Here is a 26,563-nt window from a genome sequence, read left to right as displayed (position 1 = left end):
AATAAAATTAGTCAATTTTTTTAACAACAGCTTTTTCAGCTTCTTTTCGGCTCCCGTCAAATCCGTCAACTCCGCTTACGGTTGTATATTTTAAGACGAATTTTTTTCCGGGATTTAATCTATTGTACACACTTTGGCACATGAGTGTTGCTTCATGGAATCCGCAAAGAATCAACTTTAATTTTCCAGGATAAGTATTAATATCACCTATTGCATAGATACCGTCAATATTGGTTTGATAATCTAAAGCATTATTAACGACAATAGCATTTTTCTCAATAGTAAGCCCCCAGTTTCCGATTTCACCCAATTTTGGCGTTAATCCGAATAATGGAATAAAATAATCTGTTTCAATATCTTCAGCCTCCTGCCCGTCAATCTTTATCGTGATTGCTTCTACTTTTCCGTCTCCTCGTATTCCTGTTACTTCAGCCGGAGTAATCAGTTTTATTTTACCCTGGTTTTTTAGATCCTGTACTTTTTCCACAGAGTCCAAAGCTCCACGGAATTCATTTCTTCTGTGAATCAGTGTTACTTCACTTGCTACATTAGAAAGGAAAATGCTCCAATCAAGAGCAGAATCGCCTCCACCTGCAATGACTACTTTTTTATTTCTGAACTGCTCAGGTTCTTTTACAAAATACTCTATTCCCTTCTCTTCGTAATCTGCAACATTTTCAATTGTCGGTTTTCTAGGCTCAAAGGTTCCCAATCCACCTGCAATAGCAATTGCTTTTGCTCTGTGAATTGTACCTTTATTAGTCACAACTTCAAACCATTCGTCATCAACTTTTGTATAAGAAACAGCCGTTTCTCCCAAAGTAAAACCCGGTTGAAACTGCTTAATCTGCTCCATTAAATTATCAATCAATTCTCCTGCATTTACAGATGGATAACCCGGAATATCAAAAATCGGTTTTTTAGGGTACAATTCTGCCAACTGTCCTCCCGGCTGTGGAAGCGCATCAATAATATGGCATTTCATTTTAAGCAACCCTGCTTCAAATACAGCAAAAAGTCCCGTTGGTCCTGCTCCGATAATTAATATATCTGTAGTAATCATAATTTGACGATTATTTAATAATTTGTACCCGCAAATTTACTAATTTTAATGCGAAGCATATTTAGGATTACCTAAATAAAAAACTGAGATTTATCAAAAACACAAAAACAGCTTCCGAAAATTGGCAATGTTTTTGTAAAATATAGATTATGAAGAAAATACTCATTATTGTAACCACAATTATATCCTTTTTAGGCTACTCTCAACTTACTAATATTGCCGATGGTGAATCTTTGAGTTTAAGAATACATTATGGCTTCCTCAATGCAGGTTATGCTAATCTTACCACTAAAAAAGTTAATTATAATGGCGCACCTCATTTATATGTAAGGGGTACCGGGCAAACAACAGGAGCTGTGAGAGCTTTTTTTAAAGTAGAAGATCTATATGAAAGTTACATCAATATTGCGACAGAACTCCCAAGTTTTTATGTGAGAAATGTAAGAGAAGGGAGCTATACACAGCATTTGCAGACGGCTTTTAATCACAACAATAATACATTGATTTTAACCGATAAGAAAACTCCTTCCAACGGTTCTAAAACTATAAAATCTGTAAGAGGAGTGCAGGATATGCTTTCGTGTTTCTATTATCTTAGAAGTAAAACACCTGCAGAGCTTAAGATTGGTACCGTTATCAACATGAATGTGTGGATTGACGATGAAATGTTCCCTTTTCAGCTAAAAGTTACCGGAACTGAAAATCTTAAAACAAAATTCGGAACGATTAATTGTTTAAAAATAATTCCGTCTGTGAAAAGCGGTCGTGTTTTCAAAGAAAAAGAAGGCGTTACCATGTGGGTAAGCAACGATTATAATCATATTCCAATTCTTTTGAAGGCAGAACTTGCAGTAGGTTCTTTGAAGGCGAGTATTGATGATTTTAAGAATGTAAAATATCCTTTGAAATTTATTAAATAGAATCTGCTTAAAAAGCATAAACAACTTATTATTAAACATTATGACAATAAGTTATTTTATAAAAAATGCTGTTTCAAAGTTCATGAAACAGCATTTTTATTTTATCTAAAATTTGCTTATAGCCGAAATAATTTTCACCTGTATCCATTACAGAGCTAAAAAGCTCTGTAACTATACTAAGGCATTTTTCAGTCATTTGTGAGTACTTGAAAACTATTTAGTTTTAAATATCTATCACAGAGTGGGATGATCTGTAATAGAATACAGTGGTAATTAATCTGTGTTTATAGAATCGTATCTTTCGAAAAATACTTCTACAGAACCTCTGGGCTCTGCAGAGAGTATTTTAATTTTTTTTCATATTCGTGTTTTAAACTACCACCAAAAAAATCTTTCTTTCTTTTTAGCCTAATTAATATAATCAGATTAAATTATTGTGTTTTTATTAAACCCATCATTGATTTCGTATGATCAATTTTGATGTTGTAAAATTAGCAACATCAGCAAGGGTGGGCAAAAAAAAACAATAGATAGAATTCGATACGATTGTAGATATATATCTACAAAAAGAAAATATGGAAAATAGGTCATTTAAACCCTTTAGAAATCTGTAAATAAAAGACTTATATTAAAAAACTAATGGTTTGTTTTAAATAAATTAATCAGTTCAACAATATTATCAATATCCAACTTTTCAAAAATTCTCTTTTTGATAGTACTGATTGTATTTTGTTTCACATCAAGAATATTAGCTATCTCAAGGTTTCCTAATCCTTTTGCATACATTTCGGCGATTTGGAGTTCCCTTTGTGTAAGCCTTTGCAGAGGATTTAAAACATCAGGATTTTTGATTGACTCCAAGAGTACCGTTTGTGTAACGGATGATAAATACTTTCCTTCTTCATGTATTTTCAGGACAGCATTTTTTGTTTCTTCCTCCTCACTCATTTTACTCAGAAAGCCATTGGCTCCTGCGTTGATGTATCTAAGAGACTGTGTTTGCTCATCAAGACCTGAAAAAACCAGTATTTTCGTTTTGGGGCTTAGCTTTTTAATTTCCGGAATAATGCTTAAACTGTTTCCGTCCGGGAAAACAGCATCTATAATAACAATATCAATCTGCTGGTTTTCCACTACATTCAAAACCTGCTTAAGATTGGATGCATGGATAATATTTGCTTCCCACCCTATTTCTTCAATGACAAATTCCATCCCCTGTCTTATCAGGCTGTGATCGTCTGCTAATAAAAGATTGATATGACTATTTTCTGTAGAAAGCATAATTTCAAGTTTAATGTTTAACCTCTAAATTGATTCTGAAAGAAACTGTGGTTCCTTGGTTTTGCTCACTCTCCACTGAAATTTCTCCATTGTAGAGTTCTACAAGTTCCTTACAAAGACTCAATCCTAAACCCGCTCCCAGATTTTCAACTTCGGTAGATAAAACGCCCTGATAATAAGGTTCAAAGATATTTTTCAAATCAGTTTGAGAAATTCCTACCCCGGTATCACTTATCTTTGCGGTGAGAACTACTGTGTGATCATCCAAAAATTCTGATTTTGTATCAACCGTAATTTTTCCGTTTTCAGTAAATTTATTAGCGTTACCCAATATATTCATAAAAATCTGATTAATCTTTGTATTATCCGAAAAAACCTCAATCTTTTTATCAATTTCCTGTCTAACAATAAATTGATTATTTCTGGTTTCAATGTATGGCTCCATTGAATTCATAATAGCCGAAATCTCGTTGCTAAGATTAAAAACTACAGGAATGATCTTATTTTCAACCTGTTGATTTTTGGTATATTCCAGAATCTGATTGGCCTGCATAAGCAGTGTATTATTTGTAAAACTAATAGATTTAAGATATTCTTTAATACTTTCATCATTTGTTTTCTTGTTGATCCTGTTAATAAATAGTCCGATAATTTTCAGCGGAGATCTCAGCTCATGGCTCAGCATCCCCAAAATTCTGTTTTTAAAATTAAGGTTTTCTTTAATCTGCAGATTTGCGGCGCTCAATCTTTTTTCGTAGATAAATGCAATTCTGGTAAGAAGCATGATAAGAACAGAAACAACAAACATAAGTATCATAGCTCCGAAAACAAGATTAGTCCGAATCTGATTATTTTTTGAACTCTGCTTTTCATATTCTTTTTTGAGATCAGTTTTAGAAACTTCAATTGCCTGTTCGTACACATTCATTAATCCTGTGCTGTAAACAAAAAGATTATTAAATACTTTGTAAAATTTATCGTTATTATTTCTGGTATTATTAACTCTCACCTTCATTTTCTTACCCTCTACCAAATAATGATGATTAACAACCCTCAAAATACTGTCAAAATCAGCTTTAATGCTTCTTGAAGTAGGCATTACACCATGTTTTACCGTAACAACCACACTATCCTTTTCTCTTTCCCCTTTCCCTGAAATCGCATCTCCTATACGTCCGAAAAGCCCTTTCTTTTTGATTGTATCTTTAAAAACCTTCGTATCTAAAACAACATCGAACTTGTCAAAATCGTAATTTACAGAGTATTTTTTAAAAGAAGGAATATCAAAATTATTTATTTTAAAATCAGGTTGGGAAGAATATTGATAGGTTGAATCTATAAGCTGCTTCAGTTCACTCAGATTGGAAGATGAGTTTTGTGCGGGCTTTGAAATTTCTTTTATCTTGGGAAATTTATTTTCATACTTATTGATAACATTCAAATTTTCATCTAAAATATTTAGAGACCTGAAATAGGAATTAAGATATGTTTCATCTTTAGTTTCCATATATTTCTGGAGAAATTCCTGAGCGATAAGCAATTCGTTTTTTGAATTGTCTGTAAGATTTTCAAGTGAATGCACTTCTTCCAGCTGCTTCTTTATAAAAGATAAGTTTTTACTTTTGATAAATTCGTTATAAAAAAAAGCTGCAATAATGAGCTGGATCAGCAGAATACATACAATGAGAGAGTAATGAACGATTTTTCTATACCTGAATCCAAATGATTGCGATGAATTATCTTTTTTATTCATATTCATGGGTAGTTGAAAATTTCTGAATGGTAGTTATAATTGTAAAATTAAACATAATATTAAAAAAATCATCTTGTTTTGATATAAAAATTGCATTAAAATAATTAATCCCTATCTAATCAAAATGTTACATTTCATAATATGTCACACAAAAAATCCTGCAAAATTTACAGGATCTCTTTTATATATGTAATTTTTTTATAGAGTTTTGAACTGCTCTAAAGTTCTGATATCATTTTCAAAAAACATTCTGATGTCGCTCATTTGATACAACAGCATCACAATTCGCTCAATTCCCATTCCGAAAGCATAACCTGAATATTTCTCAGCATCAATATTGACGTTTTTAAGGACAGCAGGATCTACCATTCCGCAACCCATAATTTCCAGCCAGCCCGTTCCTTTGGTAATTCTGTAATCTGTCTCAGAATTTAAACCCCAATACACATCAATCTCTGCACTTGGCTCCGTGAAAGGAAAATAAGACGGTCTCATTCTGATTTTAGACTTTCCAAAAAGTTCTGTAGTAAAAAACTGAATAGTCTGTTTAAGATCTGCAAAACTTACATTTTCATCAATATACAAACCTTCAATCTGATGAAAGATACAATGAGAACGCGAAGAAACCGCTTCGTTTCTGAAAACTCTACCCGGAGATAAAATTCTGATAGGCGGCTGATTTTCTTCCATATATCTAATCTGAACCGATGAAGTATGTGTTCTGAGTAAAATATCAGGATTTTGTTCGATGAAGAAAGTATCCTGCATATCTCTTGCAGGATGATATTCGGGAAGATTAAGTGCCGTAAAATTGTGCCAGTCATCTTCAATTTCTGGTCCATCTGCTACAGCAAAACCTATAGATCTGAAAATTTCAATAATCCTGTTTTTAACAAGATTAATCGGATGACGTGACCCTAGATCTAATGGAAAAGCAGGTCGGGTAAGATCTTCTTTTTCAAAAATAACAGAAGATACGGAAGCATTTTTCAAATCTTCCAACTTAGCATTAACAGCTTGTTTAAGAGTATTGACTTTCTGCCCGAATTCTTTTTTCTGGTCATTAGGAACTTCTTTCAGTGTTTCATAAAAATCATTCAGAATTCCTTTTTTTCCATTAAATTTGATCCGGAAACTTTCTATTTCGTCTTTACCTGTTGTACTAAAGTTTTTTACTTCTTCAAGTAAATCTTCTATCTTATCAATCATCGTTTTTATACTTTCAAAAAAAATGTATTTGCAAAAATACGCTTTTCGGCTCAAAAACCTTTTCTATTATCATAAAAAAAATCTACCTCACTGATAAACAGACTTTTGCAAATTGATAAAAATTAATTTTGATCGATTATAGTGCTGACTGTAATCGTCAGAACCGTAAAAAAATTGATGGCAAAAATTAAGTAGTATTCTTTTTTCTTTCTTAATACATTTATCAAACTAAAGAAAAACAGAAAAATCAACAATAGTATCGAAGGTATTGTAAACATTTCTCCCAGAATCCTGGTAATCTGATTACCAAAAGAAAAATAAAAGAATAACTGCAGGCTTACTAAAAAAATCATGCAGACTATACTTAATATTAGAATTGCCTTACTCATAAGAATCTTCAATTATTTTCTTTCCAGTGCTTTAACTTTCATTTGAAGGGTTACTTCATTTTTTATCACTCCGTTTTCCACCGGTGATTGAAATTTGACTCCAAATTCTTCTCTCATGATATCTTTTGGCTCTGTAGCAATGCTTACCAGATTTCCTTTTACAGCCACGTTTGCTTTAAACTGTACAGGTCTTGTAATTCCTTTTACAGTAAGATTTCCATCCAAAACTGTATTATAGTCACCTTCTGCTGTGGGGCTTACTTTTGTAATTTCGTAGGAAGCTGTAGGAAACTTGCCTACTTCAAAAAAATCTGCACTTTTCAGATGATTATTCAGCTTTTTAAGATCTTCTTTTTGGTCTTTTAAATCTTCCGAAGTTAGAGTTGACATATCAGCAACAAAATTTCCGCTTTCCAGCTTTCCATCTTTTACGGTTACTACTCCGCTTTCAAACTTTATAGTTCCAAAGTGGCTGGAATTTTCTGTTTTGAAAACTTTATATCCTTTCCATTCTATATTACTGTTCAAAGTATCTACTACAAACCTAGCACCTTCTTTTGTAGTGGAAACATCATTGAAATCACTTGTGACAGGTTTTTCTTTAGAACATGAAACAGCGATAACTGCCAAAAAAAATGATGTGAAGGCAAAAGATAAGATATTTTTTTTCATATTTAAAAGTTTATTATTACCAGATTTTACAAAACTTACTGATTCTCAATGTCAATTACAAAAAGTTTTGCTGTTGCTAAATTACTAAAAATATGCCAGCTTAACTCAAAAACCATTATTTTTGCAATATGCTACTTGAGATAAAAAACCTTCATTTTTCCTATTCAAAAGAAAAAAAACTTTTTGAAAACTTCAGCCTGCAGTTGGAAAAAGGTAAAATTATTGCATTAGCCGGAGAAAGCGGGTGCGGAAAATCTACCTTACTGAGTCTAATCTATGGTTTACACGATTGGGAGCATGGTGATATTATTTTTGATGGAAAAAAATTATCGGGACCCAAAGGAAATCTTGTTCCCGGAGAATCAGACATGAAGTTTGTAGCTCAAAGTTTCGACTTGATGCCGTATGCCACAGTAGCGGATAATGTGGGAAAGTTTATTTCAAATATCAATTTAGCTAAGAAAAAAGAAAAAGTTGAAGAACTGCTTGATATTGTGGGACTCGCTGAGTTTGCCAAGGTTTTACCTAAAAATTTAAGTGGAGGGCAACAGCAAAGAGTTGCTATTGCAAGAGCACTTTCTGTTTTACCCAAGCTGCTTTTGCTTGACGAACCTTTCAGTAATCTTGATTTTCCCAGAAAAATTGAGCTTAGGGAAAAATTGTTCAGATATGTAAAGGAAAATAACATTAGCCTTGTTATTTCAACACATGAACTTCAGGATGTCATGGCATGGACTGACGAAATTGTCATTTTAAAAAATGGTCTATTAATCCAAAACGACAGTGCAATATCAACATATCAAAATCCTAAAAATGAATATGTTGCAAAACTATTCGGTGAAGTAAATCTGTTTTCGCCTAATGAAATGCAAGAACTTGAGATTGATAGATTTTTTTATTACCCACACCAGATAAAGCTTTCAGAAAATGGCGGTATTTCCGAAGTTCTACAAAGCAGGTTTGCGGGAAATCATTACTGGAATAAGATCCAATACAAAAACAAAGAACTTTTAATGTTTACCGAAAATCATATTGAAAATACCGTAAAAGTCATTTTTAGCTAACCTCTTCCTCTTTTTTACCTTCGGATCGAAATTATCATCGTAATTTATGCTTTCTTCACAAATTCCGATTTTAAAGCCATTGCTCCAAAACCATCAATTTTGCAATCAATATTGTGATCTGATCCTGGTCTAAGACGTATATTTTTAACCTTAGTTCCTGCCTTTACAGGTTTCGGTGCTCCTTTCACAGGCAAATCTTTTACGACAACGACAGAATCACCATTTTGAAGCTCGTTTCCGTTAGCATCAAAAATCTTATCCTCATCAGCTGTTTCAGAAGGGTTCCACTCATGGAAGCACTGGGAACAAACCATCACTCCATCTTGTTCATATGTATATTCTGACTGGCATTTAGGACAAATGATTGTATCGCTCATGGTTTAATTTTTTAAAGTTAATTTTAACGGTAATGATAAATAAAAAATCCTGTAAAATATTACAAGATTGTGATCCGGACGGACTTGTTCTTTTTCAAAAACAACCCTATCCATAAGCTTTATACTGTACTCTTGTTTTAGATCACTAATAGGTCACTATTTAAACAAGATTAAGAACGCTTATTTTACTGGTGTAAATATATGCCTTTTTATTAGTTTTTCCAAAGAAAGACCATTTTTAATAGCTGAATTTCAGTAACAGCATCGTATATCTCTTGGGAATGATTTCCGGAAATTAAAATAAAAAATGCTTCCCGAATCCGGAAAGCATTCATTATCTAAGTAATTATTTTTATAAGTGTGCACTTAATTTTTCTGCAATAACTTCTTTTGGAGTTACTCCTACCAATTTATCTACCACTTCACCATTTTTAAAAATCAGTACTGTAGGAATGTTTCTGATTCCATATTGCATGGAAATTTCCTGATTATTATCTACGTCTACTTTTCCTACTACAGCTTTCCCTTCAAAATCGCTGGCTACTTCTTCAATGATTGGTCCTAATGTTCTGCACGGTCCACACCATACTGCCCAAAAATCTACCAATACCGGTTTATCTGATTTTAAAACTGTTTCCTGGAACGAGCTATCTGTAATTTCTAAAGCCATGTTTTTATTTTTTTATTATTAATTCTAATTTACAAGTACAAATTTACAACTATTGAACCATAAGGTTATCTATGCTCTACATTTGTATTTTCTATAACAAAATCTTTCGAGATTTCTTTTAAAGCATCTACAAATGTATCTATATCGTTCTTTGAAGTCAGGTGACTGAACGAAACACGCAACGGAGTACAATGTTCCATCTCATCCTCAGACAAAACCATCATCATAACCATAGAAGGCTTAGAAGCTCCTGACGAACAGGCACTTCCCTGAGAAACGGCAATACCTTTCATATCTAATTGTAATCCGATAAGAGGATTTTTATAAGGAAGGAGAATACTTATTACTGTGTATAAGCTATTCTCAGGTTCAGCACTTCTCCCATTGAATTTTATTCCGGAAATCTCCTCAGAGAGCTTTTCCACAGCATATTTTTTTATGCTTTGCATATGAGCAGTATAATTATCCATATTTTTGATGGAAAGCTCAAGAGCCTTTCCTAAACCTGCAATTCCTGCAACATTTTCCGTTCCTGCTCTCAGGCTTCTTTCCTGTGGTCCGCCTGTTATAATGCCTTTCAAACCTGTTGCTTTACGTACAAAAGCAAATCCTATTCCTTTAGGACCATGAAATTTATGTGCACTACATGAAGCAAAATCTACAGGAATGTCAGAAAAGTCAAGATTCATGTGAGCCATTGTCTGCACAGTATCTGAATGAAATAATGCATTATTTTCTTTACAAATCTGAGCAACCTTTTTTAAATCAATAAGATTTCCAACTTCATTATTGGCATGCATTAAACTTACCAGTGTTTTTTTGTCTGAAGATTTCAAAAGCTCTTCTAGTTTTACCAGATCAATATCACCTTTTTCATTAGGACGAATATAATTTACCTCAACTCCTTTTCTGCTTTTCATATCCAGAATACTTTCAGAAACACACTTATGTTCCAAAGGAGAGCTTATAATTCTTTGTACACCCAGGTGTTCAACACAAGATTTAATAATCATATTGTTGGACTCTGTTCCGCAAGAAGTAAAAATAATTTCAGCCGGACTTACATGAAGATAATCAGCGACCTGCCTTCTGACATTTTCAATCAGAATTTTTGCTTCCTGACCAAAGCTATGGGTAGATGACGGGTTTCCAAAATTTATTTTCATTGTATCAATCATTGCATCAATTACCTCATCGGAAAGAGGTGTTGTTGCAGCGTTATCCAAATATATTTTATTCATTTTTACTTTGAAGATTTTAGTTGTACAGATGTGAACTTGTAGCTGACAGGAACCGAGAAAACAAACCATGGATTTGACATTACCTGAATTGCCATTCCCCCCGATTCATATTCTGTTATTTCTACGTAAAGTATATTTTTTTTTACAGAAACACTTTTAATTTCATTGACTTGGTGATCTCCGGAATTGAAGGTTCCCAAATAATAGACCACCACTTTTTTATCTTTCGGGAAAGCGGGAGTTTTTATAATCGGGCTTTGTCCGGACGCAGTATATCTGTCTTTGATCTCGTCTGCTAATTCCTGTCGATTATTTAAAATTCTGAATCCTTGTTTTTCTGTTCCGCCCTGAGTTTCAGAGACAAGAATTTCTGCCTGATTTTGCATAGACGAAGTTTTTTGTGCCGTAGTTCCTGTACAACTAAATAATGTTGCAAAAAACAAAATTAGCAATCTGTTCATTTTATCTTTATTGATTCTTCAAAATTAATGAAAAAAACGGTAATGACCTTCATCTGCCCATTTTAACATGGCTTTATCTCCTGAAGTATCTCCGAAAGCAATGATTTTATCGTACTTATATCCGGAAATTTCTTTTTTTATTCTCTCCAATTTTTCGTTTCCATTGCAATTAATGCCAATAAAATTTCCTGTAAAAATACCATTTCTGAACTCTGCCTGTGTAGAAACGAGCTTCATCTGCAGCTTTTCGGCAAAAGGTTTAGCCCAAATATCAAGAGATGCTGTTACAATAAGACTTTGAGTATTTTCTCTATCTATATTATTAATAAAATCTAATGCATTTTCCCTAAAGATTTTCGGATAGTTTTCTTCAAAAAACTTTTTAGCTTTTTCTTCTATTTTTGACTGAAGCTGACCTTTCAGCACAGAGCCAATAAAGCTTTTCTTGACTTTTTCAGTATCTGCCAATTTCAATTTTAAAAGAATAAAAAGCGGAATATGCCTGATAAACTGTATCCTAAATTTCACAGGATTATAAAATCTAAGAAACATAAACATCGTATCTTTATAAGTAAGCGTTCCATCAAAATCAAAACAATACAGTTTTTTCATTGCTTAAAGTTTTAATTTTTTAAAAATGAACTCCGGAATATTGCGGATAATCATCATAATAATTCCCCAAACCGGCAACACGTATACAACATTTTTCTGATTTTTGTATGCTTTGAAAATACAATCGGCAGCTTGTTTCGGTGTTGCTGTCAATTTTGGATTAAGCGGCAAGCCTTCTGTCATTTTAGTCGCCATAAAACCCGGTTTTACAGTCATTACATGAACTTTTTTTTCGAAAAGATAATTTCTCAATCCGCTTAAATAAGCCGTAAATGCTGCTTTTGCACTTCCATAAATGAAATTACTCTGCCTTCCTCTTTCTCCCGCAACAGATGAAAGTCCGATAATCGTACCCGTTCTTCTGGTTTCAAATTTATTTGCGAAATAATTAACAACCGGGACAAGTTTGGCGTAATTGATATCAATAATCTGTTGTGTATTTTTATTATCGTACAAACCTTCTTCCGTTCCTTCTCCTAAATAACCCGTTGCACAAAACAACAAGTCAGAATGGATGTAATCAAACTCAGAGTATTTTATTTCTTTTCTTAAATCCAATTCAATGACTTCTGACTGCTGCAAGAATTTCACATCAATATGTCTGGCAAATCTTTCTGCAGATTCCAAATTAGAGGTAAAGAGATAAATTTTTTCATATTTTTCTCCTTCCTGCAAAGCTTTTTCTACAAAAGCCTGTGCCACTTCGGACGTAGTACCGAGAACAATCATTTATTTGTTATTTAAGATTCTTTTATGCTGAAGAGATACAAATTTTGAGCTCTCTACATTCTTAAGGTAATTCGTTAAGGAAGACTTGCTCATGCTGTCTTTTGCAAGATAAATTCTTCCACCAAATTCTTCTACAATATCATCAAGTTGGGTCACAAGTTTTTTAAGCTTAGTATTCACTTTAAAATCCAAAGCCAGTGTATAGCCTTCGAAAGGAAAGGAGTTATATGCCATTGGATTGTTTTTCCCGATAAATTTGAGAACTGCCAAAAAGGAACCGTTTCCGGAATTTGCAATAGTTTCCAATATCCTTCTCATCCCTTCTTTTCCTTTTTCTTTGGGAATGACCATTTGGTATTGTATGAATCCCGACTTACCATAAATCTTATTCCAATCTTCTATAATATCAAGAGGGTAGAAAAAACTTTCATAGGATATGATATCTTTTACAATTTTATTTTTTTGTTTATTGTAAATTAAAAAGTTAAAGATTTTTACGGTTAGATTATTGAGTACAAAACCAGGAAAATAAAACGGTACTGCGGGTAATTTTGTGTTTTTTAAACGAAGAGGTTTGTGTTTCAGTTTTTCCGGAAGTTCACTTTTCAAAGCAAATTCACCTCTTTGCAATACACTTCTTCCGATGTTTTCACCTTTTTGGAGGCAGTCGATCCATGCTACATTGTAAGTCCAACTTTCACATTCTTCAAATAATTCAAAAATCTCATCCAGATTTTTTGCTTTTATGCTTTCCTGACGGATATAAGCTGTTTCAATTTTTTTGAGTCTGAATTTAGCCGAAAGAATAATTCCTGTAAGTCCCATTCCTCCAATAGTTGCCCAAAACTTTTCAGAATTTTCTTCTCTGGAGCACTTTAAGATATCTCCGCTCTCATTCATCAGACTAAACTCAATAAGACATTCTGAAAAACAGTGAATTCCTTTTCCATGCACATCTGAAGCGATGGCGCCGCCAATTGTTATGAATTTTGTTCCTGGTGTTACCATTAAAAAATAGCCTTGTGGAACAGAAATCTCCAAAACATCCGACAAAAGAACTCCTGATTCACATTCAATAATTCCGTTTAATCTATCGAAACTGATAAATTTATTAAGCTTACTGGTTGAGAAAATATTTTCTCCTAAAGAAGCATCGCCATAACATCTCCCATTACCTCTTGCAATGACTTCATTATGATTATGAATAAATTCTCTAATTTTTCTGAAGCTATCTTCCGACTTCATTTCTTTTTCCACTACAGGAAAATTACCCCAGTTTGAAACTTTTTGTATGAAATCCGGCTTCATTATTTAAAGTAAATTAAAATTAAAAATGCAGCTACCCACAATACTAAAGTAACCTGTATGTAACGGTCTTTATAGACTATTTTGGTAGGCGATTCTGTCCGGTTATATACCAAAGTCTGCTGTAAATATCTTAAAAAAGCAAAAACCACAAAGATGACGGTATAGAAAACCGCAGAATGCAGTCTTGCCTGAATTTCTGGTGATAATGTGAACATCAGGTAACAAACAATTGCCAGTGACACCGAAATTGAAAGTGTAATATCGGCAAACTGAACATTATACCCATCTAAAGCTTTCCTGGTTTTGCCTGAAGTCTGTGCGTTAATCAGTTCCCCTCTTCTTTTGCCAATAGCCAATACTAATGCCAAAACAAATGTGAGCAATGTTGCCCACTGCGATATGAAAATCCCTGTAATATAACCACCTGCCTGTACCCGAAGAACAAAACCTATTGCAATAATAAAAATATCTATAATAGGAACGTGTTTCAGTTTAAAAGTATAAGCCAGATTCATTACAAAATAAAAGGCAATGATTAAAGCAAACTTCCAAACCAGAATATGAAAGAAAAACTGAGCAAACAATACTAAAAAAATGTCTGCAATTATCAGTGCAACCAAAATTACAATTGCATTCCTTTTGGAAACAGCACCACTTGCCAATGGTCTTTTCCTTTTCTCAGGATGCTTTTGATCTGCTTCTATGTCATTATAATCATTAAGTATGTAAACCACTCCGGCAGCTAAAGAAAATATGACAAAAGCAAAAATACTTTTGGATAATAAATCTATATTATTAATATTCCCGGAAAAGAACAGTGGTACAAAGACAAACAGGTTTTTCACCCATTGCTCTACACGAAGTAGTTTTAGATATTTCTTCATTTATGTAGTTTCGAGTGCAAAAATACTGATTTATGTAAAAAATTCCGTATAAAAATACAAAAAAAACCGCCAAGGCGGTTTTTTGAAATCGTATTTATTTATTAAAATGGATTATTGTCCGTTTTGAGCGTCATTAATCATTTTTTCATTTGCAGTAATCGCAAATTCCACTCTTCTGTTTTTTGCTCTTCCCTCATCAGTATCATTTGTTGCGATAGGCATAGCCTCACCTTCTCCTAATGCGAACATTCTGCTTGACGAAATACCTTTTGATATTAAATATGATTTTACGGCATTTGCTCTTCTTTCAGAAAGTTTCTGGTTGTAATCGTCAGAACCTTTGCTGTCTGTGTGACCGTAAATATTGATGTTTGTATCCGGATTATTGATTAATACCTGTGATAATTTATCAAGATTCGTTTTTGCTAAAGTAGTAAGATTAGAAGAATCGAATGCGAATGTAACGATACTTTCATTTAAAGTAATTTTAATTCCATCACCTACTCTTTCAACTTCCGCACCAGGAAGGGTTTCTTTGATTTCTTTAGCTTGCTTATCCATCTTGCTACCGATAACATTACCTGCAACACCACCGATAACTCCACCTAAAACTGCTCCTAAAGCTGCATTTTTTCCTTTTCCTACATTATTTCCTAAAATTCCGCCAATCACAGCGCCCGAAGCTACACCTACTGCAGTTCCTCTTTGTTGATGATTAGAATTTTTCACTGCTTCACAGCTTGATAAAAATAAAGCTGAAGATAAAAATAATGCGCTAATATATGTTTTGTTAAATTTCATTATAAATATTTTTAAAAATTATCTGGTAAAATCCATTCCTGTTCTCTCAAAATTGTACACAACCTTAATTGTATTGCCTTCAAATGGAACATTCTGTTCTAAAGAGAACTCATCTGTACCCCTCTCAATTAAATTTAATGTATATCCTGCTGTATTTTGTTTAGCTTTTGTTCCCTCTGCAATTTTTTTAAAGCTGAAAACATTAGATTTGATATCAATTTTAATTGGCTGGATAAGTTTTGGGCAAGATCCGCCACCGTTCAATGTATATGATCCTGAGTAGTTATTTGGAATAAATCTCCAGTGACTTCCGATAAAACACTGAGCATCAGCTCCCTCATCAAAAGGTTTTATTTTATATGCCTTATCATAATCAATACTGACAATTTGCCAATCTCCTTTCATTTTCAGAAATTCAGCTCTTTGGTTTTGAGCTGCACCTGCTTTTTTAACTCCGGAACAAGACACCGCAAAAAGTGAAGCTCCTACTATGCCTGCAAGTAATAGTTTTTTCATATGTAAATGTTTATTATTAATTCCAAGTAAATCAGACTATAATGATCAAATTTTACTTTCAAGTTTATTATTTAACATTTGATATACTACAAAAAACCGTGCCAAGTTAATTCAAACTAAAAAAAATAAAGCCTGCAAGAAGCAGGCTTTATCAGTTTTATATCGTAAAAAAGGTGGTAACTATCTTTTAACAGATTTTTTAGCCCGCTTATTTTTCTTAGGTGATTTTGTATTTCCTGATGATTTCTTTCCGCTGTAAAAATTATTATAAGCATATTCTGCTGCTTTTTTTACATCAATTACACCACCCGCCTGAGATTTTTCTCCAAACTCATTTTCTTTACTGATGTTGCTTGTTTTCACTAGAGCTTCTATAATTTGATCAGGCTTCAAATTGGGCATATAAGCCAATAATACTGCTGCTGCTCCTGCTGCAACAGGTGACGCCATTGAAGTTCCCTGCTGATAACTGTAATCGTTTTTAGGAACAGTTGAATAGATTTCCTCGCCCGGAGCAAAAACATTCACCATTTTTTTGTTATAGTTGGAAAAGCCCGCTCTTAAATCAGTATTTCTGTTTGTGCTTGCTCCTACAACCATTACATTATTTACAAAAGGAGCAGCATCGGTAACATTTTTAAAATTGGTAGGATACGCAAGATGTTCGGCAACATCTTCATTCTCATTCCCGGCAGCCTTTACCAGCAATACACCTTTATCCTGTGCATATTTAAAAGCATCCCAAACCACATTTTTGCCTGGTGAAACAGGTTTTCCGAAGCTCATATTGAGAATTTTAGCACCATTATCAACAGCATATCTGATGGCGTTGGCAACATCTTTATCTCTTTCGTCACCGTTAGGAACTGTTCTTACCGTCATAATTTTTGCAACTCTGGAGGCTACTCCGTACTGCACCTCTTTTCCTTGAGGCAACCCTGCAATAATTCCTGCAACATGAGTTCCGTGTTCTGCATCCGGACCTTCGTAATGATTGTTTCCATACGCCTTTTCGGAATAATCGTCATAATTATCACCCACAATTTCCTGACGAGGATCAAAGCTTAAATCATATTGCTTTGCCATCGGACCAAAATGATCAAGTGCCGGTTTTATTTCTTTTGAAATCATATCTCCCACTTCCTGAGGAGATTTTCCGGCAAATTCAGGATTTCCTGCCAGATTTTTAAGAATTTCCAGTGCAATTGCCTCTTCCTGTTTTTTTGGAGTAATTCCTTTGATATTTTCTGTTGTCAAAGGCTTTCCATTTAAAACAGATACCATAGTCGGAATTGCCTGATTTATCATTTCGAATTGTTTGAACTGCTGTTTTCCCTCTACACTTTTCTTATTGAAAATTTCCTTAGATTTCATATACATTGCAAATTCTTCCGGCATTTTTGCCTGATTTGCTTTGTTTTTTGTAGAATCATCCCCTTCAAAAACAGGTTTGTATTTTGCAACAACGCGGGTAACTTCCATATTATCAACACCAATATCTCCATTTTTTCCACCAATAAAATTCCATCCGTGGATATCATCTACATATCCATTTCCGTCATCATCTTTTCCGTTTCCGGGAATTTCGTTAGGATTTGTCCATATATTTTTTACCAATCCGGGATGATCTACCTGAACACCACTATCTAAAACACCTACAACAACAGTTTTGGGTTTCAGACCTTTTGATTCTAAGAATTTATATGCGTTTTCTGTATTTACCCCATATACATTTGAAGTAGAAAAATCTTTATGATACCAAGTCATTAAATCTTTGTCTTCCTTTGGATCAGAAATTTGCTGAGCAGATGAATAGGTAAAACCTATTAAAAAAACTGCTGCTAAAAATACCTTTTTCATATCTAGATTTATTGTTCTTTTTTTGAATTAATTACATAATCACTTTATCTCTTTTAGATAAGTAACAGATTCAGGACCTTTGTTACAAATAAGATCTAAAATTGACAAGTCTTTTAGAAAACCCATCTTATCTGAAAATGTTTGATAATACTCATTCATTTCGTATTCTGAAGGATTTTTTGCCGAAAATTTTTCTCTAAAGTTCAGCCCTTCCGGAAATCTGACAAATTCCTTATTCAAAGAATATGCCTTTTCTGTTTTTAAAATATTCTGAATAACCTGAATACTTTTCAGATTAAAATCAAATAAAAATTTCTCTTTGGTCTCGTATAGCTGAACCAGTTTATCTTCGTAATATTCAAAATACGGCGAGCTTTGATAAGCTGTTTTTATGGATTTCCAGTGTAGTTTTTGCCAATCTTCCCGATAAGAAACTTCAATATCTCTGAAAATCCTGCTTCCATTATGATTGATTGGTATAATTAGCGAAAGTTTGCCGTTCGCTCCGTAAATATTAGCTCTGTTTCTATACGTTTGTTTAGGGAAATTTTCAAATTGTTCAAAAATAATTTCATGTTCAGGATCTAAAAATTCTGAAAACCATGAAACAGGCGGCAAATAAAATACCGGTAATAATATATTTTGCATAGTCTTAATAGAAAAATGAAGTATTTTATTCAAATACTTCATCTCATTTTTTAAAATTATAATTAAATCTCGTCCTCTTCTTTCTTTTTACTGAATAATTTTACAAAGTATTCCCATCCGAAAAACAGTATAAGAATCATCACTGCAATCCACCAATACGAAGTTTTGTTAGCTTCGCCCGTATTAGTTGCTTTGAACATTCTATCAAACCGAATCTTAAAAGGTGCCTGATAAGAGGAACTTTTATCTGAGAACGCTCCCTGTAAACTCATCCATGTAAACATTGGTTTTCCAACAATATTTTCTTCCGGTACAAAACCAAAAAATCTTGCATCCAAAGAAGCATCACGGTTATCTCCCACCATCATATAATAATCCTGCTTTATCGTGTATTGGTTGGTTTCTTTTCCGTTGATGAAAATTTTACCGTTCTTATTTTCTAATGTGTTGTGCTCATAGTTTTTGATAATCCATTGATATTCCGGTAAAGTTTCCTGATTGATAGTAACTACATCACCTTTTTTAGGAATTGTTAAAGGTCCGTACTGATCCTGATTCCATGCTTTGTTAATAGGAAATATTGAATTGGTAGTATCTATTTTTGCCTTTGTCTCATTATTATAATATGCAATCGCAGATTCACCTTTAGGCTGAATATCCTCTTTCATTTCAATAACCTGAGGAAGTTGCTTGATTTCTGCAGCTACCTTATTCGTTAAACCTTGAAATGCATATATAAACCCATTCCCATTCTGAATTTCCTGTACCGGCAAAAATCCATAAATATTATATAAACCCGGAATATCAAGCTGGCTTCCGGTACTTACGATGTATCTATGTTGCACTTCCTGATCTCCCAAAACTGTTTCCGGTTTTCCGTTCACAAACATTCTGCCATCTCTCATTTCAAATGTATCTCCTGCAACAGCAACACATCTTTTCACATAAGGATCGGCTCTGTCTAGCGAAACATGCACAGAATCACGCGGATAATTGAAAACGACTATATCATTTTTTTGAGGTTTATTGAACTGAAAAATTCTCTCGTAAGGTAATTTTACGGCTTCTACATAAGATTTTCCATCATTTTTAGGATTACCATCTTTTTGAAAATCATAAATGGTTCCCTGCAAGAATGGAATTGCTAATGGTCGCATTGGCAACCTGTATCCATAGCTCCACTTATTTACGAAAAGGAAATCTCCAACCAGCAAAGTTCTCTCCATGGAACCCGTAGGAATTCCGAAAGGCTGGGTAACAAAAGTATGAATGATGGTAGCAAAAACAACAGCAAAAGTAATAGATCCAATGAATGAATCTTTCTTTTTTGCTTCTTTTTCTTCCTGAGAAAGATAAACTTCGTTTTCATCCTCTATTTCAGCATCTTTTGAATAATTGACTGTCGCCATATAAATAAATGGCAAAATCACCGTAAGTAATTGATCTTTGAAAAGAGTTTTACCAAACTTTTTCATCAGATATAAATGAAAAACACTCATCATGATTGGCCCTACAATCGGCAAATATGATAAAACAGCCCACCATTTTGGATGTTTTGTCTCTTTAAGAATAATGAAATAGTTATAAAAAGGTATAAACGCAAAAAGCGGACTGTACCCCAGTTTCTTAAACAGCTTCCATGTAGAAATCCCCATCAGTACTGACAAAATGAGGACGTAAACTGTATACGTTAAAAAGTAATTCATAAATTTTGTGCCTAAATCTATATATAAATGATTAATGATGAGCGATAAATGATAACAGATTTACTATTAACATTTCATCATTCACGTGTATTAGTTTGCAAGGTAGGAATTTTGTTACAAAGCTAAAGCCCTAAAACATCTTTCATGGTGAAATTTCCTTTTTTGTCTTTAATCCACTCTGCTGCAACAACTGCTCCCAATGCAAAACCATTTCTGTTGAAAGCGGTATGCTTAATTTCAATCTCATCCACTTCACTTCTGTAATAAACGCTATGTGTACCCGGAACTTCATCTTCTCTTACTGCAAAAATGCCTAATTGTTTTTCCTCAGTTTCTTCAAGTTTCCATGCCTCGAACTTGTCTGAATTACTAATAATTCCTTCCGCCAAAGAAATAGCCGTTCCACTTGGTGCGTCCAATTTATGAATATGATGAATCTCCTCAAGCTGACAAGTATACTGATCAACATTTTTCATCAGCGCAGCCAGTTTTTCGTTTAAAGCAAAAAATAAATTCACTCCCAAACTAAAATTAGAGCCATATAAAAATGCCGTTTCGTTCTGAACAGCAATATCTTCAATTTCTGCTTTTCTATCTAGCCAGCCGGTTGTACCACAGATTACAGGAATTTTATTTTCCAGACAAGATTTGATATTATCAAAAGCAACTTCCGGCAAGGAAAATTCTATAACAACATCCGGGTTATGAAGGTTTTCCGCAGTCGGTGTTTCTTTCAGTCTGGCAACAATTTCATGTCCTCTTTTAGTGGCCATCTCATCTATAATTTTGCCCATTCTTCCATATCCGACTAATGCTATTCTCATTCTTTTAATTCTAAAGTTTTTTAAAATCTATAGGTAAACGCCAATCCTGTTTTAGGTGGATTCAAATTGTAATCATCATAAATCACTGCAGGTGCAAACGTAAGATCAGGATCTTTTCGTCCTTCGTATAAATGAGCGTCTACCACAGCATCTACAATATTTAGTATATAAATAAGACCGGAAATTGCAATCGCATAATCCCTCTGTCTTTTTGCACGATCCTGCGCATTTCCCAATGCCACAGCATCAAGATTGGGAAATCTTGTCAGGAACTCGTTGGGAGTTCCGTTAAGTTTTGCAATATAATATTCTCTGTATTCTTTATATCTGTTTTGATTCCAAATTGCAATTCCAACTCCAGTTCCTACAGCTCCCCAAACAATGGGTATTTTCCAGTACTTTTTATTATAAGCCTGACCTAATCCCGGAAGAACAGCAGAATACAATCCCGCTTTGGTAGGATTGAGCTTTGTTACCATTTTTTTTGCGGGAGCATTTACCCTTTCTATCTCCTGAATAACTTTTGCAGGAGCCTGAGGTTTGGCAGCAGGAATGCTATCTGTGGCATAATGTTCAAGTCTTATACTATCTCTAGGATTGATTTGTGAAAAAACCAGACCTGATAAAAAAATAAAGAAAGTGAAAAGGTTTTTTTTCATTTATTTAATATGAGATAAAATATATTCCAGCTCATCTTCATTTTTAAAGTCTAACACAATTTTACCTTTCTTTCCGTTTCCGGTAGTTTTAATTTCTACTTTTACATCAAGAATGTCTGCAATCGTTTTTTGTGCTCTTTTATAATTGTTAGAAAGTTCTGCTTTTGCTCTTTTTGCAGCCGGAGATTTGGGGGTTTTCAGAGCAGTAGCTGCCTGCTCAGACTGACGTACATTCAGTTTTTCTTTGATGATCATATCAAAAAGTGCTTTCTGATACTCTTCGTTTTCAAGACTGATGATAGCTCTTCCGTGTCCTGCAGAAATCTCTCCGCTTCTGATGGCGTTCTGAATATCTGGGCTTAACCTCAATAATCTTATCGAATTGGTAATTGTACTTCTGTCTTTACCTACTCTCTGACTAAGATTTTCCTGCGTAAGACCGATTTCTTCCAAAAGCCTGTGATAAGTTAACGCAATTTCAATGGCATCAAGATCTTCACGCTGGATGTTTTCCACCAAAGCCATTTCCAAAAGCTCCTGATCATTTACCAGACGAATGTATGCCGGAATAGAAGAAAGACCCGCAATTTTACTTGCTCTGAATCTTCTTTCCCCTGAAATAATTTCAAATTTTTCGCCATCTTTTCTAAGAGTTATCGGCTGAATTACCCCGAGATTCCTGATGGATTGTGCCAACTCGTTTAGCGCTTTCTCGTCAAAATAGGTTCTTGGCTGTGTAGGATTAGGATATATATCTTCTATGGGAACTTCCATGATGTTCCCAACAAATTTATCTGCACCTTCGTCAGTCGCCGTATTGACTGTAGCTTTGGATTCTGCACTCAGGATAGCTCCTAAACCACGTCCCATTGCTCTTTTTTTGTCCTTCATTCTTTATAAATGATTATTATAAATGATAATTGATGCATTAATTATTAACTACAAAAATCATTTTAATTTTTAACTAATTTTTCGTTTTTCAGTAAAACTTCTTCCGCCAACTGAATATATTGAATGGCACCTTTGCTTTCCGCATCATAATTTAGGATGCTTTCGCCAAAACTTGGTGCTTCGCTTAGTCTTACATTTCTACTGATGATTGTTTCAAAAACCATTTCGGGAAAATGTGAATTTACTTCCTCTACTACCTGATTGGAAAGTCTTAAACGGCTATCATACATTGTAAGTAACAAGCCTTCAATATCCAGATCTTTATTATGTATTTTCTGTACATTTTTAATGGTATTCAAGAGTTTACCAAGACCTTCAAGCGCAAAATATTCGCACTGAATAGGAATAATGACAGAATCTGCCGCTGTAAGCGCATTTATTGTAATCAATCCTAAACTTGGTGCGCAGTCGATTATAATATAATCGTAATCATCCCTAACTTCTTTTAAAGCTTCTTTGAGCATATATTCACGATTCTCCTTATCGACCAGTTCAATCTCTGCTGCAACCAAATCAATATGTGATGGTACAATATCTAAATTGGGAGTAGTTGTCTTCTGAATACAATTTCTAGTATCAACACTATGTTCTAAAAGATTATAGGTAGAATATTGTACTTCTTCTACACCCAAACCAGAAGTAGCATTTGCCTGCGGATCTGCATCAATAATAAGGATTTTCTTTTCTAATACTCCTAATGCTGCAGCTAAATTTACGGCGGTTGTTGTTTTTCCCACACCTCCTTTCTGATTAGCGATACCTATAATTTTTGCCATTGCTCAAACTTTAATGCTCAAAAATACACTTTTTTCTCTGCTATTGAAGAATGACTAAAACGAAAATTGAGTTAAAATATTGTTAATAAGAAGATTACGTAACAAAAAAATTATCCACAAAAATAAATCTTTGTGGATAACTATATATATTGGTTTTTATGGTAACTAATTATCGAATTTCATTGAAATAGGAAATTTAAAAAGACTTCTTACAGATTCACCTTTTTTATTTTTGCCCGGAACCCATTTTCCTTTTACCGCTTTGATTGTTCTGATGGCTTCAGCATTAAATCCTGCATCTTTTCCGTTAGTTTTAATGTTTGAAATTGTTCCGTCTTTTTCAACAACAAATGTTACCGTTGTACTTATACTTCCTTCATCCTGAAAGGCAGATACGTCAAACTTATTCATCACCTTATTTCTAAATGCATTGATGCCTCCTTCAAAATCTGCACTTACAGCAAGTATGTCGGGATTGTCTACTGCATCGTCAGAAGTATTTTCTATAGGTGCAATAATCTTTGGTGGAGCAATTGTACCTAATCCTGAATTGACACTTACAGGAATGTGGATATTCTGGTCAGCAGGTTTTGCCTCAAAATCATTTTTTAATCCCGCAATCGCATCCTTTGGAATTTCCGTTACCAAATTACTTTCATCTGCATTTCTGGTGGGAGTTACGACCTGTGAATCGTACTGTTTCACACTTGGTGGTGGTGCAGACTCTACAGGCTTTACAACTTCAATAGTTTTAGGCTTTTCAGGTTCTGCAGGTATAATATCTACATTAACCGGTCTATATACAGGCTCAACAGGAACGTGTACTTCAGTTGTCTTAAAAGCATTAATTAAGAGCGGAGTTACAGCTACAGAGGCTAATAAACTAGCTCCAATGACAAGTGCTTTTGTCAGGATTCTGTCTGACTCGTTTCTCAGCGCATACGCACCATACGCTTTGTTACGGTTTTGGAAAAGAATTTCATTAAGCCGAAATTCCTGGTTGTGTTCTAGATGTTTCATCACAGTAAAATTTAATTGTTAAAAAAATGAACAATTATCAGTTTTCAATAAATCATTCAATTGGATTTAATTAGTATCAAAATTTTTGCCAAATTTTTACCATAAAATAATATTTTAATTAAAAAACTTAAATAAAATTAAATTAACTATTTATCGAATAATAAATTAGAGAGGTAATGAAAAAGATCTATATTTCTAATGAACACAACTATTCTAGCCCCGATTGAGCGGCATGTTTGAGCTCTTTTCTAAGTTTTGGCGGTGGCAAAAGCCATCGCCGAAACTTAGAAAAAGCGAGTAGCGATAGCGGGAATCAGCTCCAAAAAAAAGAGACCATCAAATAATGGTCTCTTAATGTTGTATTTTGGAGAAATATTAAAACAACTCTTTTCTGATGATGTTCTGGCTTCTTTCTGGTCCTACCGAAACGAGATATACATTAATTCCTAAATATTCTTCTATAAACTCTATGTATTTCTGAGCGTTTAAAGGAAGTTCGTCATAGCTTCTTGCTTTTGTTATGTCTTCTGTCCAGCCAGGAAGATCTTCATACATTGCCTCGTAATCATACAGCTTCGTGGTAGAAGATGTAAAATAATCTATGATTTTGCCATCTTCCGTTTTGTATTTTGTAGCAATTTTAATAGTATCTATACCTGTCAGTACATCTAGTTTTGTAATCACTAAATTATTGATACCATTGATCATACAAGCATGCTTCAATGACACTAAATCTAGCCAGCCTGTTCTTCTTGGTCTGCCTGTTGTAGCACCAAATTCATGTCCAATCTGTCTGATTTTTTCACCCAATTCATTATCAAGCTCCGATGGAAAAGGCCCGTTACCTACTCTTGTGCAGTAAGCTTTTGCTACACCAATTAAATTTTGAAGAGAAGTCGGCGGAACTCCTGCTCCGGTACAAACTCCTCCTGTTGATGGAGATGATGATGTTACGTAAGGATATGTTCCGAAATCAATATCCAGCATTAGAGCTTGTGCGCCTTCAAAAAGCACATTTTTACCCTGCTGAATAGCTTCATTCAGTTCAATTTCTGTATCAACAATTCTATCCTGAAGCTGTTTTCCGATTTCTAGAAACTCATTATAAATCTCTTCAACATCTAATGTTGGTTTACCGTAGTATTTTTCAAAAAGAGAGTTTTTTACTTTTAGGTTTTTCTCAATCTTTTCTCTTAAAATTTCAGGATTAAGTAAATCTACCATTCTTATGCCTACTCTTGCAATCTTATCTTCATAACAAGGTCCTATTCCTTTTTTAGTAGTTCCAATCTGTGTACCTCCATGCTCTTCTTCACGGTAAGTATCCAGAAGAATATGATACGGCATAATTACGTGAGCTCTTCTGCTGATAAAAATATGGTCTGTTTTAAGACCTTTTTCTTCAATCTGACCGACTTCTTTCATGAAGGATTTAGGATTAACAACTACTCCATTGGCAATAATACATTTGCCTTTACACTGAAGAACTCCAGAAGGAAGAAGATGTAAAACAAATTTTTCATCTCCTACATAAACCGTATGACCAGCATTGTCGCCTCCTTGGAAACGTACAACGTAATCTGATTTTGCCGATAAAACATCTGTGATTTTACCCTTCCCTTCATCTCCGTATTGAAGACCTACAACTACGTAAGTTGACATATTTACTTTTATTTTAGATTCATGCAAAATTAGTTTTAAAAATATTGGTGAGCAAATTTGTGGGTATCTTTATTTCAGAAGAGGTTTAAAATTATATTGTTGGAATATTCACCAAGCTTTTTTTTTGTTATTTTAATTTAAATGAGTTCTGATTAATGAGTTTTGAATTGATGATGAGTTGGAGTATTTTTTGAATGAGGAGCCAAAAAAGTAAGGACATAAAAAAACCTCATACATTATTGTATGAGGTTTGTAAAAAAAACTGGCGGCGACCTACTCTCCCGCTTTCGCAGTACCATCGGCGCTGGTGGGCTTAACTTCTGTGTTCGGAATGGGAACAGGTGAGCCCCACCGCTAAAACCACCCTAAAGGTTGTATATAGCTGTAGGCAGTAGGCTATAAGCCCAAGGCTTACAGCGTAAAGCATACTGCTTTTTATCGGTAAATTTCATCACAAAGGCAAAACCAGTTCTGCACTTATAAGGCTTGGTATTGTAACCAATAGGC

26 protein-coding genes and 1 rRNA gene are annotated in these 26,563 nt (G+C 34.0%); 2 read left to right on the top strand and 25 right to left on the bottom strand.

Annotated elements, in window-relative coordinates:
* Nucleotides 1–7: 7 nt before the first annotated feature.
* Nucleotides 8–1,063 (bottom strand): NAD(P)/FAD-dependent oxidoreductase, encoded by a 1,056-nt coding sequence (locus FOL89_RS00135; RefSeq protein WP_144280830.1) that lies wholly within the window; start codon nucleotides 1,061–1,063, stop codon nucleotides 8–10.
* 149 nt (nucleotides 1,064–1,212) lie between these two features.
* Between FOL89_RS00135 and FOL89_RS00130 the strand changes: the two genes are divergently transcribed.
* Nucleotides 1,213–1,983: a DUF3108 domain-containing protein gene (locus FOL89_RS00130; protein WP_144280829.1), complete on the top strand. Its 771-nt coding sequence runs from the start codon at nucleotides 1,213–1,215 to the stop codon at nucleotides 1,981–1,983.
* A gap of 636 nt (nucleotides 1,984–2,619) precedes the next feature.
* On the opposite strand, the gene FOL89_RS00125 is transcribed toward FOL89_RS00130, so the two are convergent.
* From FOL89_RS00125 to FOL89_RS00110, 4 genes are all read right to left on the bottom strand, one after another.
* Entirely contained in the window at nucleotides 2,620–3,264 is a 645-nt protein-coding gene (locus FOL89_RS00125) for a response regulator (RefSeq protein ID WP_144280828.1), read from the bottom strand.
* A 10-nt stretch (nucleotides 3,265–3,274) separates the two neighbouring features.
* On the bottom strand, nucleotides 3,275–5,017 hold the full coding sequence (locus FOL89_RS00120; protein WP_144280827.1) for a sensor histidine kinase: 1,743 nt from the start codon (nucleotides 5,015–5,017) through the stop codon (nucleotides 3,275–3,277).
* A gap of 198 nt (nucleotides 5,018–5,215) precedes the next feature.
* The gene (gene pheS / locus FOL89_RS00115; RefSeq protein ID WP_144280826.1) at nucleotides 5,216–6,226 is read right to left on the bottom strand and encodes a phenylalanine--tRNA ligase subunit alpha; all 1,011 of its coding nucleotides are present in this window, start codon (nucleotides 6,224–6,226) and stop codon (nucleotides 5,216–5,218) included.
* 401 nt (nucleotides 6,227–6,627) lie between these two features.
* Nucleotides 6,628–7,287, bottom strand: coding sequence for a YceI family protein (locus FOL89_RS00110; RefSeq protein WP_144280825.1), 660 nt, complete (start codon nucleotides 7,285–7,287; stop codon nucleotides 6,628–6,630).
* A gap of 128 nt (nucleotides 7,288–7,415) precedes the next feature.
* On the opposite strand from FOL89_RS00110, the gene FOL89_RS00105 reads away from it, so the two are divergent.
* Nucleotides 7,416–8,351, top strand: coding sequence for an ABC transporter ATP-binding protein (locus tag FOL89_RS00105; protein WP_144280824.1), 936 nt, complete (start codon nucleotides 7,416–7,418; stop codon nucleotides 8,349–8,351).
* A 44-nt stretch (nucleotides 8,352–8,395) separates the two neighbouring features.
* On the opposite strand, the gene FOL89_RS00100 is transcribed toward FOL89_RS00105, so the two are convergent.
* From FOL89_RS00100 to rrf, 20 genes are all read right to left on the bottom strand, one after another.
* Nucleotides 8,396–8,728: a zinc ribbon domain-containing protein YjdM gene (locus tag FOL89_RS00100; RefSeq protein WP_144280823.1), complete on the bottom strand. Its 333-nt coding sequence runs from the start codon at nucleotides 8,726–8,728 to the stop codon at nucleotides 8,396–8,398.
* Between the two features lie 352 nt (nucleotides 8,729–9,080).
* Nucleotides 9,081–9,398 (bottom strand): thioredoxin, encoded by a 318-nt coding sequence (gene trxA, locus FOL89_RS00095; protein WP_034741495.1) that lies wholly within the window; start codon nucleotides 9,396–9,398, stop codon nucleotides 9,081–9,083.
* Between the two features lie 65 nt (nucleotides 9,399–9,463).
* Complete coding sequence (locus FOL89_RS00090) at nucleotides 9,464–10,639, bottom strand: cysteine desulfurase family protein (protein ID WP_144280822.1); 1,176 nt, start codon at nucleotides 10,637–10,639, stop codon at nucleotides 9,464–9,466.
* Nucleotides 10,640–10,641: 2 nt separating this feature from the next.
* On the bottom strand, nucleotides 10,642–11,100 hold the full coding sequence (locus tag FOL89_RS00085; RefSeq protein WP_144280821.1) for a protease complex subunit PrcB family protein: 459 nt from the start codon (nucleotides 11,098–11,100) through the stop codon (nucleotides 10,642–10,644).
* 24 nt (nucleotides 11,101–11,124) lie between these two features.
* Nucleotides 11,125–11,712 (bottom strand): HAD family hydrolase, encoded by a 588-nt coding sequence (locus FOL89_RS00080; protein ID WP_144280820.1) that lies wholly within the window; start codon nucleotides 11,710–11,712, stop codon nucleotides 11,125–11,127.
* A 3-nt stretch (nucleotides 11,713–11,715) separates the two neighbouring features.
* Complete coding sequence (locus FOL89_RS00075) at nucleotides 11,716–12,441, bottom strand: SDR family NAD(P)-dependent oxidoreductase (protein WP_144280819.1); 726 nt, start codon at nucleotides 12,439–12,441, stop codon at nucleotides 11,716–11,718.
* The gene (locus FOL89_RS00070; RefSeq protein ID WP_144280818.1) at nucleotides 12,442–13,749 is read right to left on the bottom strand and encodes an FAD-binding oxidoreductase; all 1,308 of its coding nucleotides are present in this window, start codon (nucleotides 13,747–13,749) and stop codon (nucleotides 12,442–12,444) included. It abuts the gene before it with no gap.
* Nucleotides 13,749–14,633 carry a decaprenyl-phosphate phosphoribosyltransferase gene (locus FOL89_RS00065; protein WP_144280817.1) on the bottom strand — a complete coding sequence of 295 codons (885 nt, stop codon included), beginning with the start codon at nucleotides 14,631–14,633 and terminating at the stop codon, nucleotides 13,749–13,751. Before FOL89_RS00065 ends, FOL89_RS00070 begins: the two co-directional genes overlap by 1 nt.
* A gap of 111 nt (nucleotides 14,634–14,744) precedes the next feature.
* A complete protein-coding gene (locus FOL89_RS00060) occupies nucleotides 14,745–15,434 on the bottom strand; it encodes an OmpA family protein (RefSeq protein ID WP_144280816.1) in 690 nt (229 codons plus the stop codon).
* 18 nt (nucleotides 15,435–15,452) lie between these two features.
* Nucleotides 15,453–15,950, bottom strand: coding sequence for a lipocalin family protein (locus FOL89_RS00055; protein WP_144280815.1), 498 nt, complete (start codon nucleotides 15,948–15,950; stop codon nucleotides 15,453–15,455).
* 180 nt (nucleotides 15,951–16,130) lie between these two features.
* Complete coding sequence (locus FOL89_RS00050) at nucleotides 16,131–17,810, bottom strand: S8 family serine peptidase (protein WP_144280814.1); 1,680 nt, start codon at nucleotides 17,808–17,810, stop codon at nucleotides 16,131–16,133.
* Between the two features lie 39 nt (nucleotides 17,811–17,849).
* Nucleotides 17,850–18,458: a WbqC family protein gene (locus FOL89_RS00045; RefSeq protein ID WP_144280813.1), complete on the bottom strand. Its 609-nt coding sequence runs from the start codon at nucleotides 18,456–18,458 to the stop codon at nucleotides 17,850–17,852.
* Nucleotides 18,459–18,520: 62 nt separating this feature from the next.
* A complete protein-coding gene (lepB, locus tag FOL89_RS00040) occupies nucleotides 18,521–20,164 on the bottom strand; it encodes a signal peptidase I (RefSeq protein ID WP_144280812.1) in 1,644 nt (547 codons plus the stop codon).
* 122 nt (nucleotides 20,165–20,286) lie between these two features.
* Nucleotides 20,287–20,988: a 4-hydroxy-tetrahydrodipicolinate reductase gene (gene dapB / locus FOL89_RS00035; protein WP_144280811.1), complete on the bottom strand. Its 702-nt coding sequence runs from the start codon at nucleotides 20,986–20,988 to the stop codon at nucleotides 20,287–20,289.
* Between the two features lie 20 nt (nucleotides 20,989–21,008).
* The gene (locus FOL89_RS00030; RefSeq protein ID WP_144280810.1) at nucleotides 21,009–21,647 is read right to left on the bottom strand and encodes a DUF5683 domain-containing protein; all 639 of its coding nucleotides are present in this window, start codon (nucleotides 21,645–21,647) and stop codon (nucleotides 21,009–21,011) included.
* On the bottom strand, nucleotides 21,648–22,538 hold the full coding sequence (locus FOL89_RS00025) for a ParB/RepB/Spo0J family partition protein (protein ID WP_144280809.1): 891 nt from the start codon (nucleotides 22,536–22,538) through the stop codon (nucleotides 21,648–21,650).
* A gap of 62 nt (nucleotides 22,539–22,600) precedes the next feature.
* The gene (locus FOL89_RS00020; RefSeq protein WP_144280808.1) at nucleotides 22,601–23,374 is read right to left on the bottom strand and encodes a ParA family protein; all 774 of its coding nucleotides are present in this window, start codon (nucleotides 23,372–23,374) and stop codon (nucleotides 22,601–22,603) included.
* 165 nt (nucleotides 23,375–23,539) lie between these two features.
* Nucleotides 23,540–24,394: an energy transducer TonB gene (locus tag FOL89_RS00015; protein ID WP_144280807.1), complete on the bottom strand. Its 855-nt coding sequence runs from the start codon at nucleotides 24,392–24,394 to the stop codon at nucleotides 23,540–23,542.
* 375 nt (nucleotides 24,395–24,769) lie between these two features.
* Nucleotides 24,770–26,056 (bottom strand): adenylosuccinate synthase, encoded by a 1,287-nt coding sequence (locus tag FOL89_RS00010; protein ID WP_144280806.1) that lies wholly within the window; start codon nucleotides 26,054–26,056, stop codon nucleotides 24,770–24,772.
* 260 nt (nucleotides 26,057–26,316) lie between these two features.
* A 5S ribosomal RNA gene (rrf, locus tag FOL89_RS00005) occupies nucleotides 26,317–26,424 on the bottom strand.
* Nucleotides 26,425–26,563: the final 139 nt, after the last annotated feature.

Origin of the sequence: Chryseobacterium echinoideorum (assembly GCF_007474535.1) — a bacterium.
Lineage (GTDB): Bacteria > Bacteroidota > Bacteroidia > Flavobacteriales > Weeksellaceae > Chryseobacterium > Chryseobacterium echinoideorum.
Note: the sequence above shows the minus strand (reverse complement) of the source record. Positions and strands in the feature narration are given on the sequence as shown.

Coding starts and splice junctions, on each gene's coding strand:
- FOL89_RS00105 (WP_144280824.1), top strand. CDS start 7,416: ATGCTACTTGAGATAAAAAACCTTCATTTTTCCTATTCAAAAGAAAAA.
- FOL89_RS00055 (WP_144280815.1), bottom strand. CDS start 15,950: ATGAAAAAACTATTACTTGCAGGCATAGTAGGAGCTTCACTTTTTGCG.
- FOL89_RS00110 (WP_144280825.1), bottom strand. CDS start 7,287: ATGAAAAAAAATATCTTATCTTTTGCCTTCACATCATTTTTTTTGGCA.
- FOL89_RS00125 (WP_144280828.1), bottom strand. CDS start 3,264: ATGCTTTCTACAGAAAATAGTCATATCAATCTTTTATTAGCAGACGAT.
- FOL89_RS00080 (WP_144280820.1), bottom strand. CDS start 11,712: ATGAAAAAACTGTATTGTTTTGATTTTGATGGAACGCTTACTTATAAA.
- FOL89_RS00090 (WP_144280822.1), bottom strand. CDS start 10,639: ATGAATAAAATATATTTGGATAACGCTGCAACAACACCTCTTTCCGAT.
- FOL89_RS00030 (WP_144280810.1), bottom strand. CDS start 21,647: ATGAAAAAAAACCTTTTCACTTTCTTTATTTTTTTATCAGGTCTGGTT.
- FOL89_RS00100 (WP_144280823.1), bottom strand. CDS start 8,728: ATGAGCGATACAATCATTTGTCCTAAATGCCAGTCAGAATATACATAT.
- FOL89_RS00135 (WP_144280830.1), bottom strand. CDS start 1,063: ATGATTACTACAGATATATTAATTATCGGAGCAGGACCAACGGGACTT.
- FOL89_RS00010 (WP_144280806.1), bottom strand. CDS start 26,056: ATGTCAACTTACGTAGTTGTAGGTCTTCAATACGGAGATGAAGGGAAG.
- lepB (WP_144280812.1), bottom strand. CDS start 20,164: ATGAATTACTTTTTAACGTATACAGTTTACGTCCTCATTTTGTCAGTA.
- FOL89_RS00075 (WP_144280819.1), bottom strand. CDS start 12,441: ATGATTGTTCTCGGTACTACGTCCGAAGTGGCACAGGCTTTTGTAGAA.
- FOL89_RS00015 (WP_144280807.1), bottom strand. CDS start 24,394: ATGAAACATCTAGAACACAACCAGGAATTTCGGCTTAATGAAATTCTT.
- FOL89_RS00120 (WP_144280827.1), bottom strand. CDS start 5,017: ATGAATAAAAAAGATAATTCATCGCAATCATTTGGATTCAGGTATAGA.
- FOL89_RS00065 (WP_144280817.1), bottom strand. CDS start 14,633: ATGAAGAAATATCTAAAACTACTTCGTGTAGAGCAATGGGTGAAAAAC.
- trxA (WP_034741495.1), bottom strand. CDS start 9,398: ATGGCTTTAGAAATTACAGATAGCTCGTTCCAGGAAACAGTTTTAAAA.
- FOL89_RS00045 (WP_144280813.1), bottom strand. CDS start 18,458: ATGCAAAATATATTATTACCGGTATTTTATTTGCCGCCTGTTTCATGG.
- FOL89_RS00085 (WP_144280821.1), bottom strand. CDS start 11,100: ATGAACAGATTGCTAATTTTGTTTTTTGCAACATTATTTAGTTGTACA.
- FOL89_RS00070 (WP_144280818.1), bottom strand. CDS start 13,749: ATGAAGCCGGATTTCATACAAAAAGTTTCAAACTGGGGTAATTTTCCT.
- dapB (WP_144280811.1), bottom strand. CDS start 20,988: ATGAGAATAGCATTAGTCGGATATGGAAGAATGGGCAAAATTATAGAT.
- FOL89_RS00050 (WP_144280814.1), bottom strand. CDS start 17,810: ATGAAAAAGGTATTTTTAGCAGCAGTTTTTTTAATAGGTTTTACCTAT.
- FOL89_RS00060 (WP_144280816.1), bottom strand. CDS start 15,434: ATGAAATTTAACAAAACATATATTAGCGCATTATTTTTATCTTCAGCT.
- FOL89_RS00025 (WP_144280809.1), bottom strand. CDS start 22,538: ATGAAGGACAAAAAAAGAGCAATGGGACGTGGTTTAGGAGCTATCCTG.
- FOL89_RS00020 (WP_144280808.1), bottom strand. CDS start 23,374: ATGGCAAAAATTATAGGTATCGCTAATCAGAAAGGAGGTGTGGGAAAA.
- pheS (WP_144280826.1), bottom strand. CDS start 6,226: ATGATTGATAAGATAGAAGATTTACTTGAAGAAGTAAAAAACTTTAGT.
- FOL89_RS00130 (WP_144280829.1), top strand. CDS start 1,213: ATGAAGAAAATACTCATTATTGTAACCACAATTATATCCTTTTTAGGC.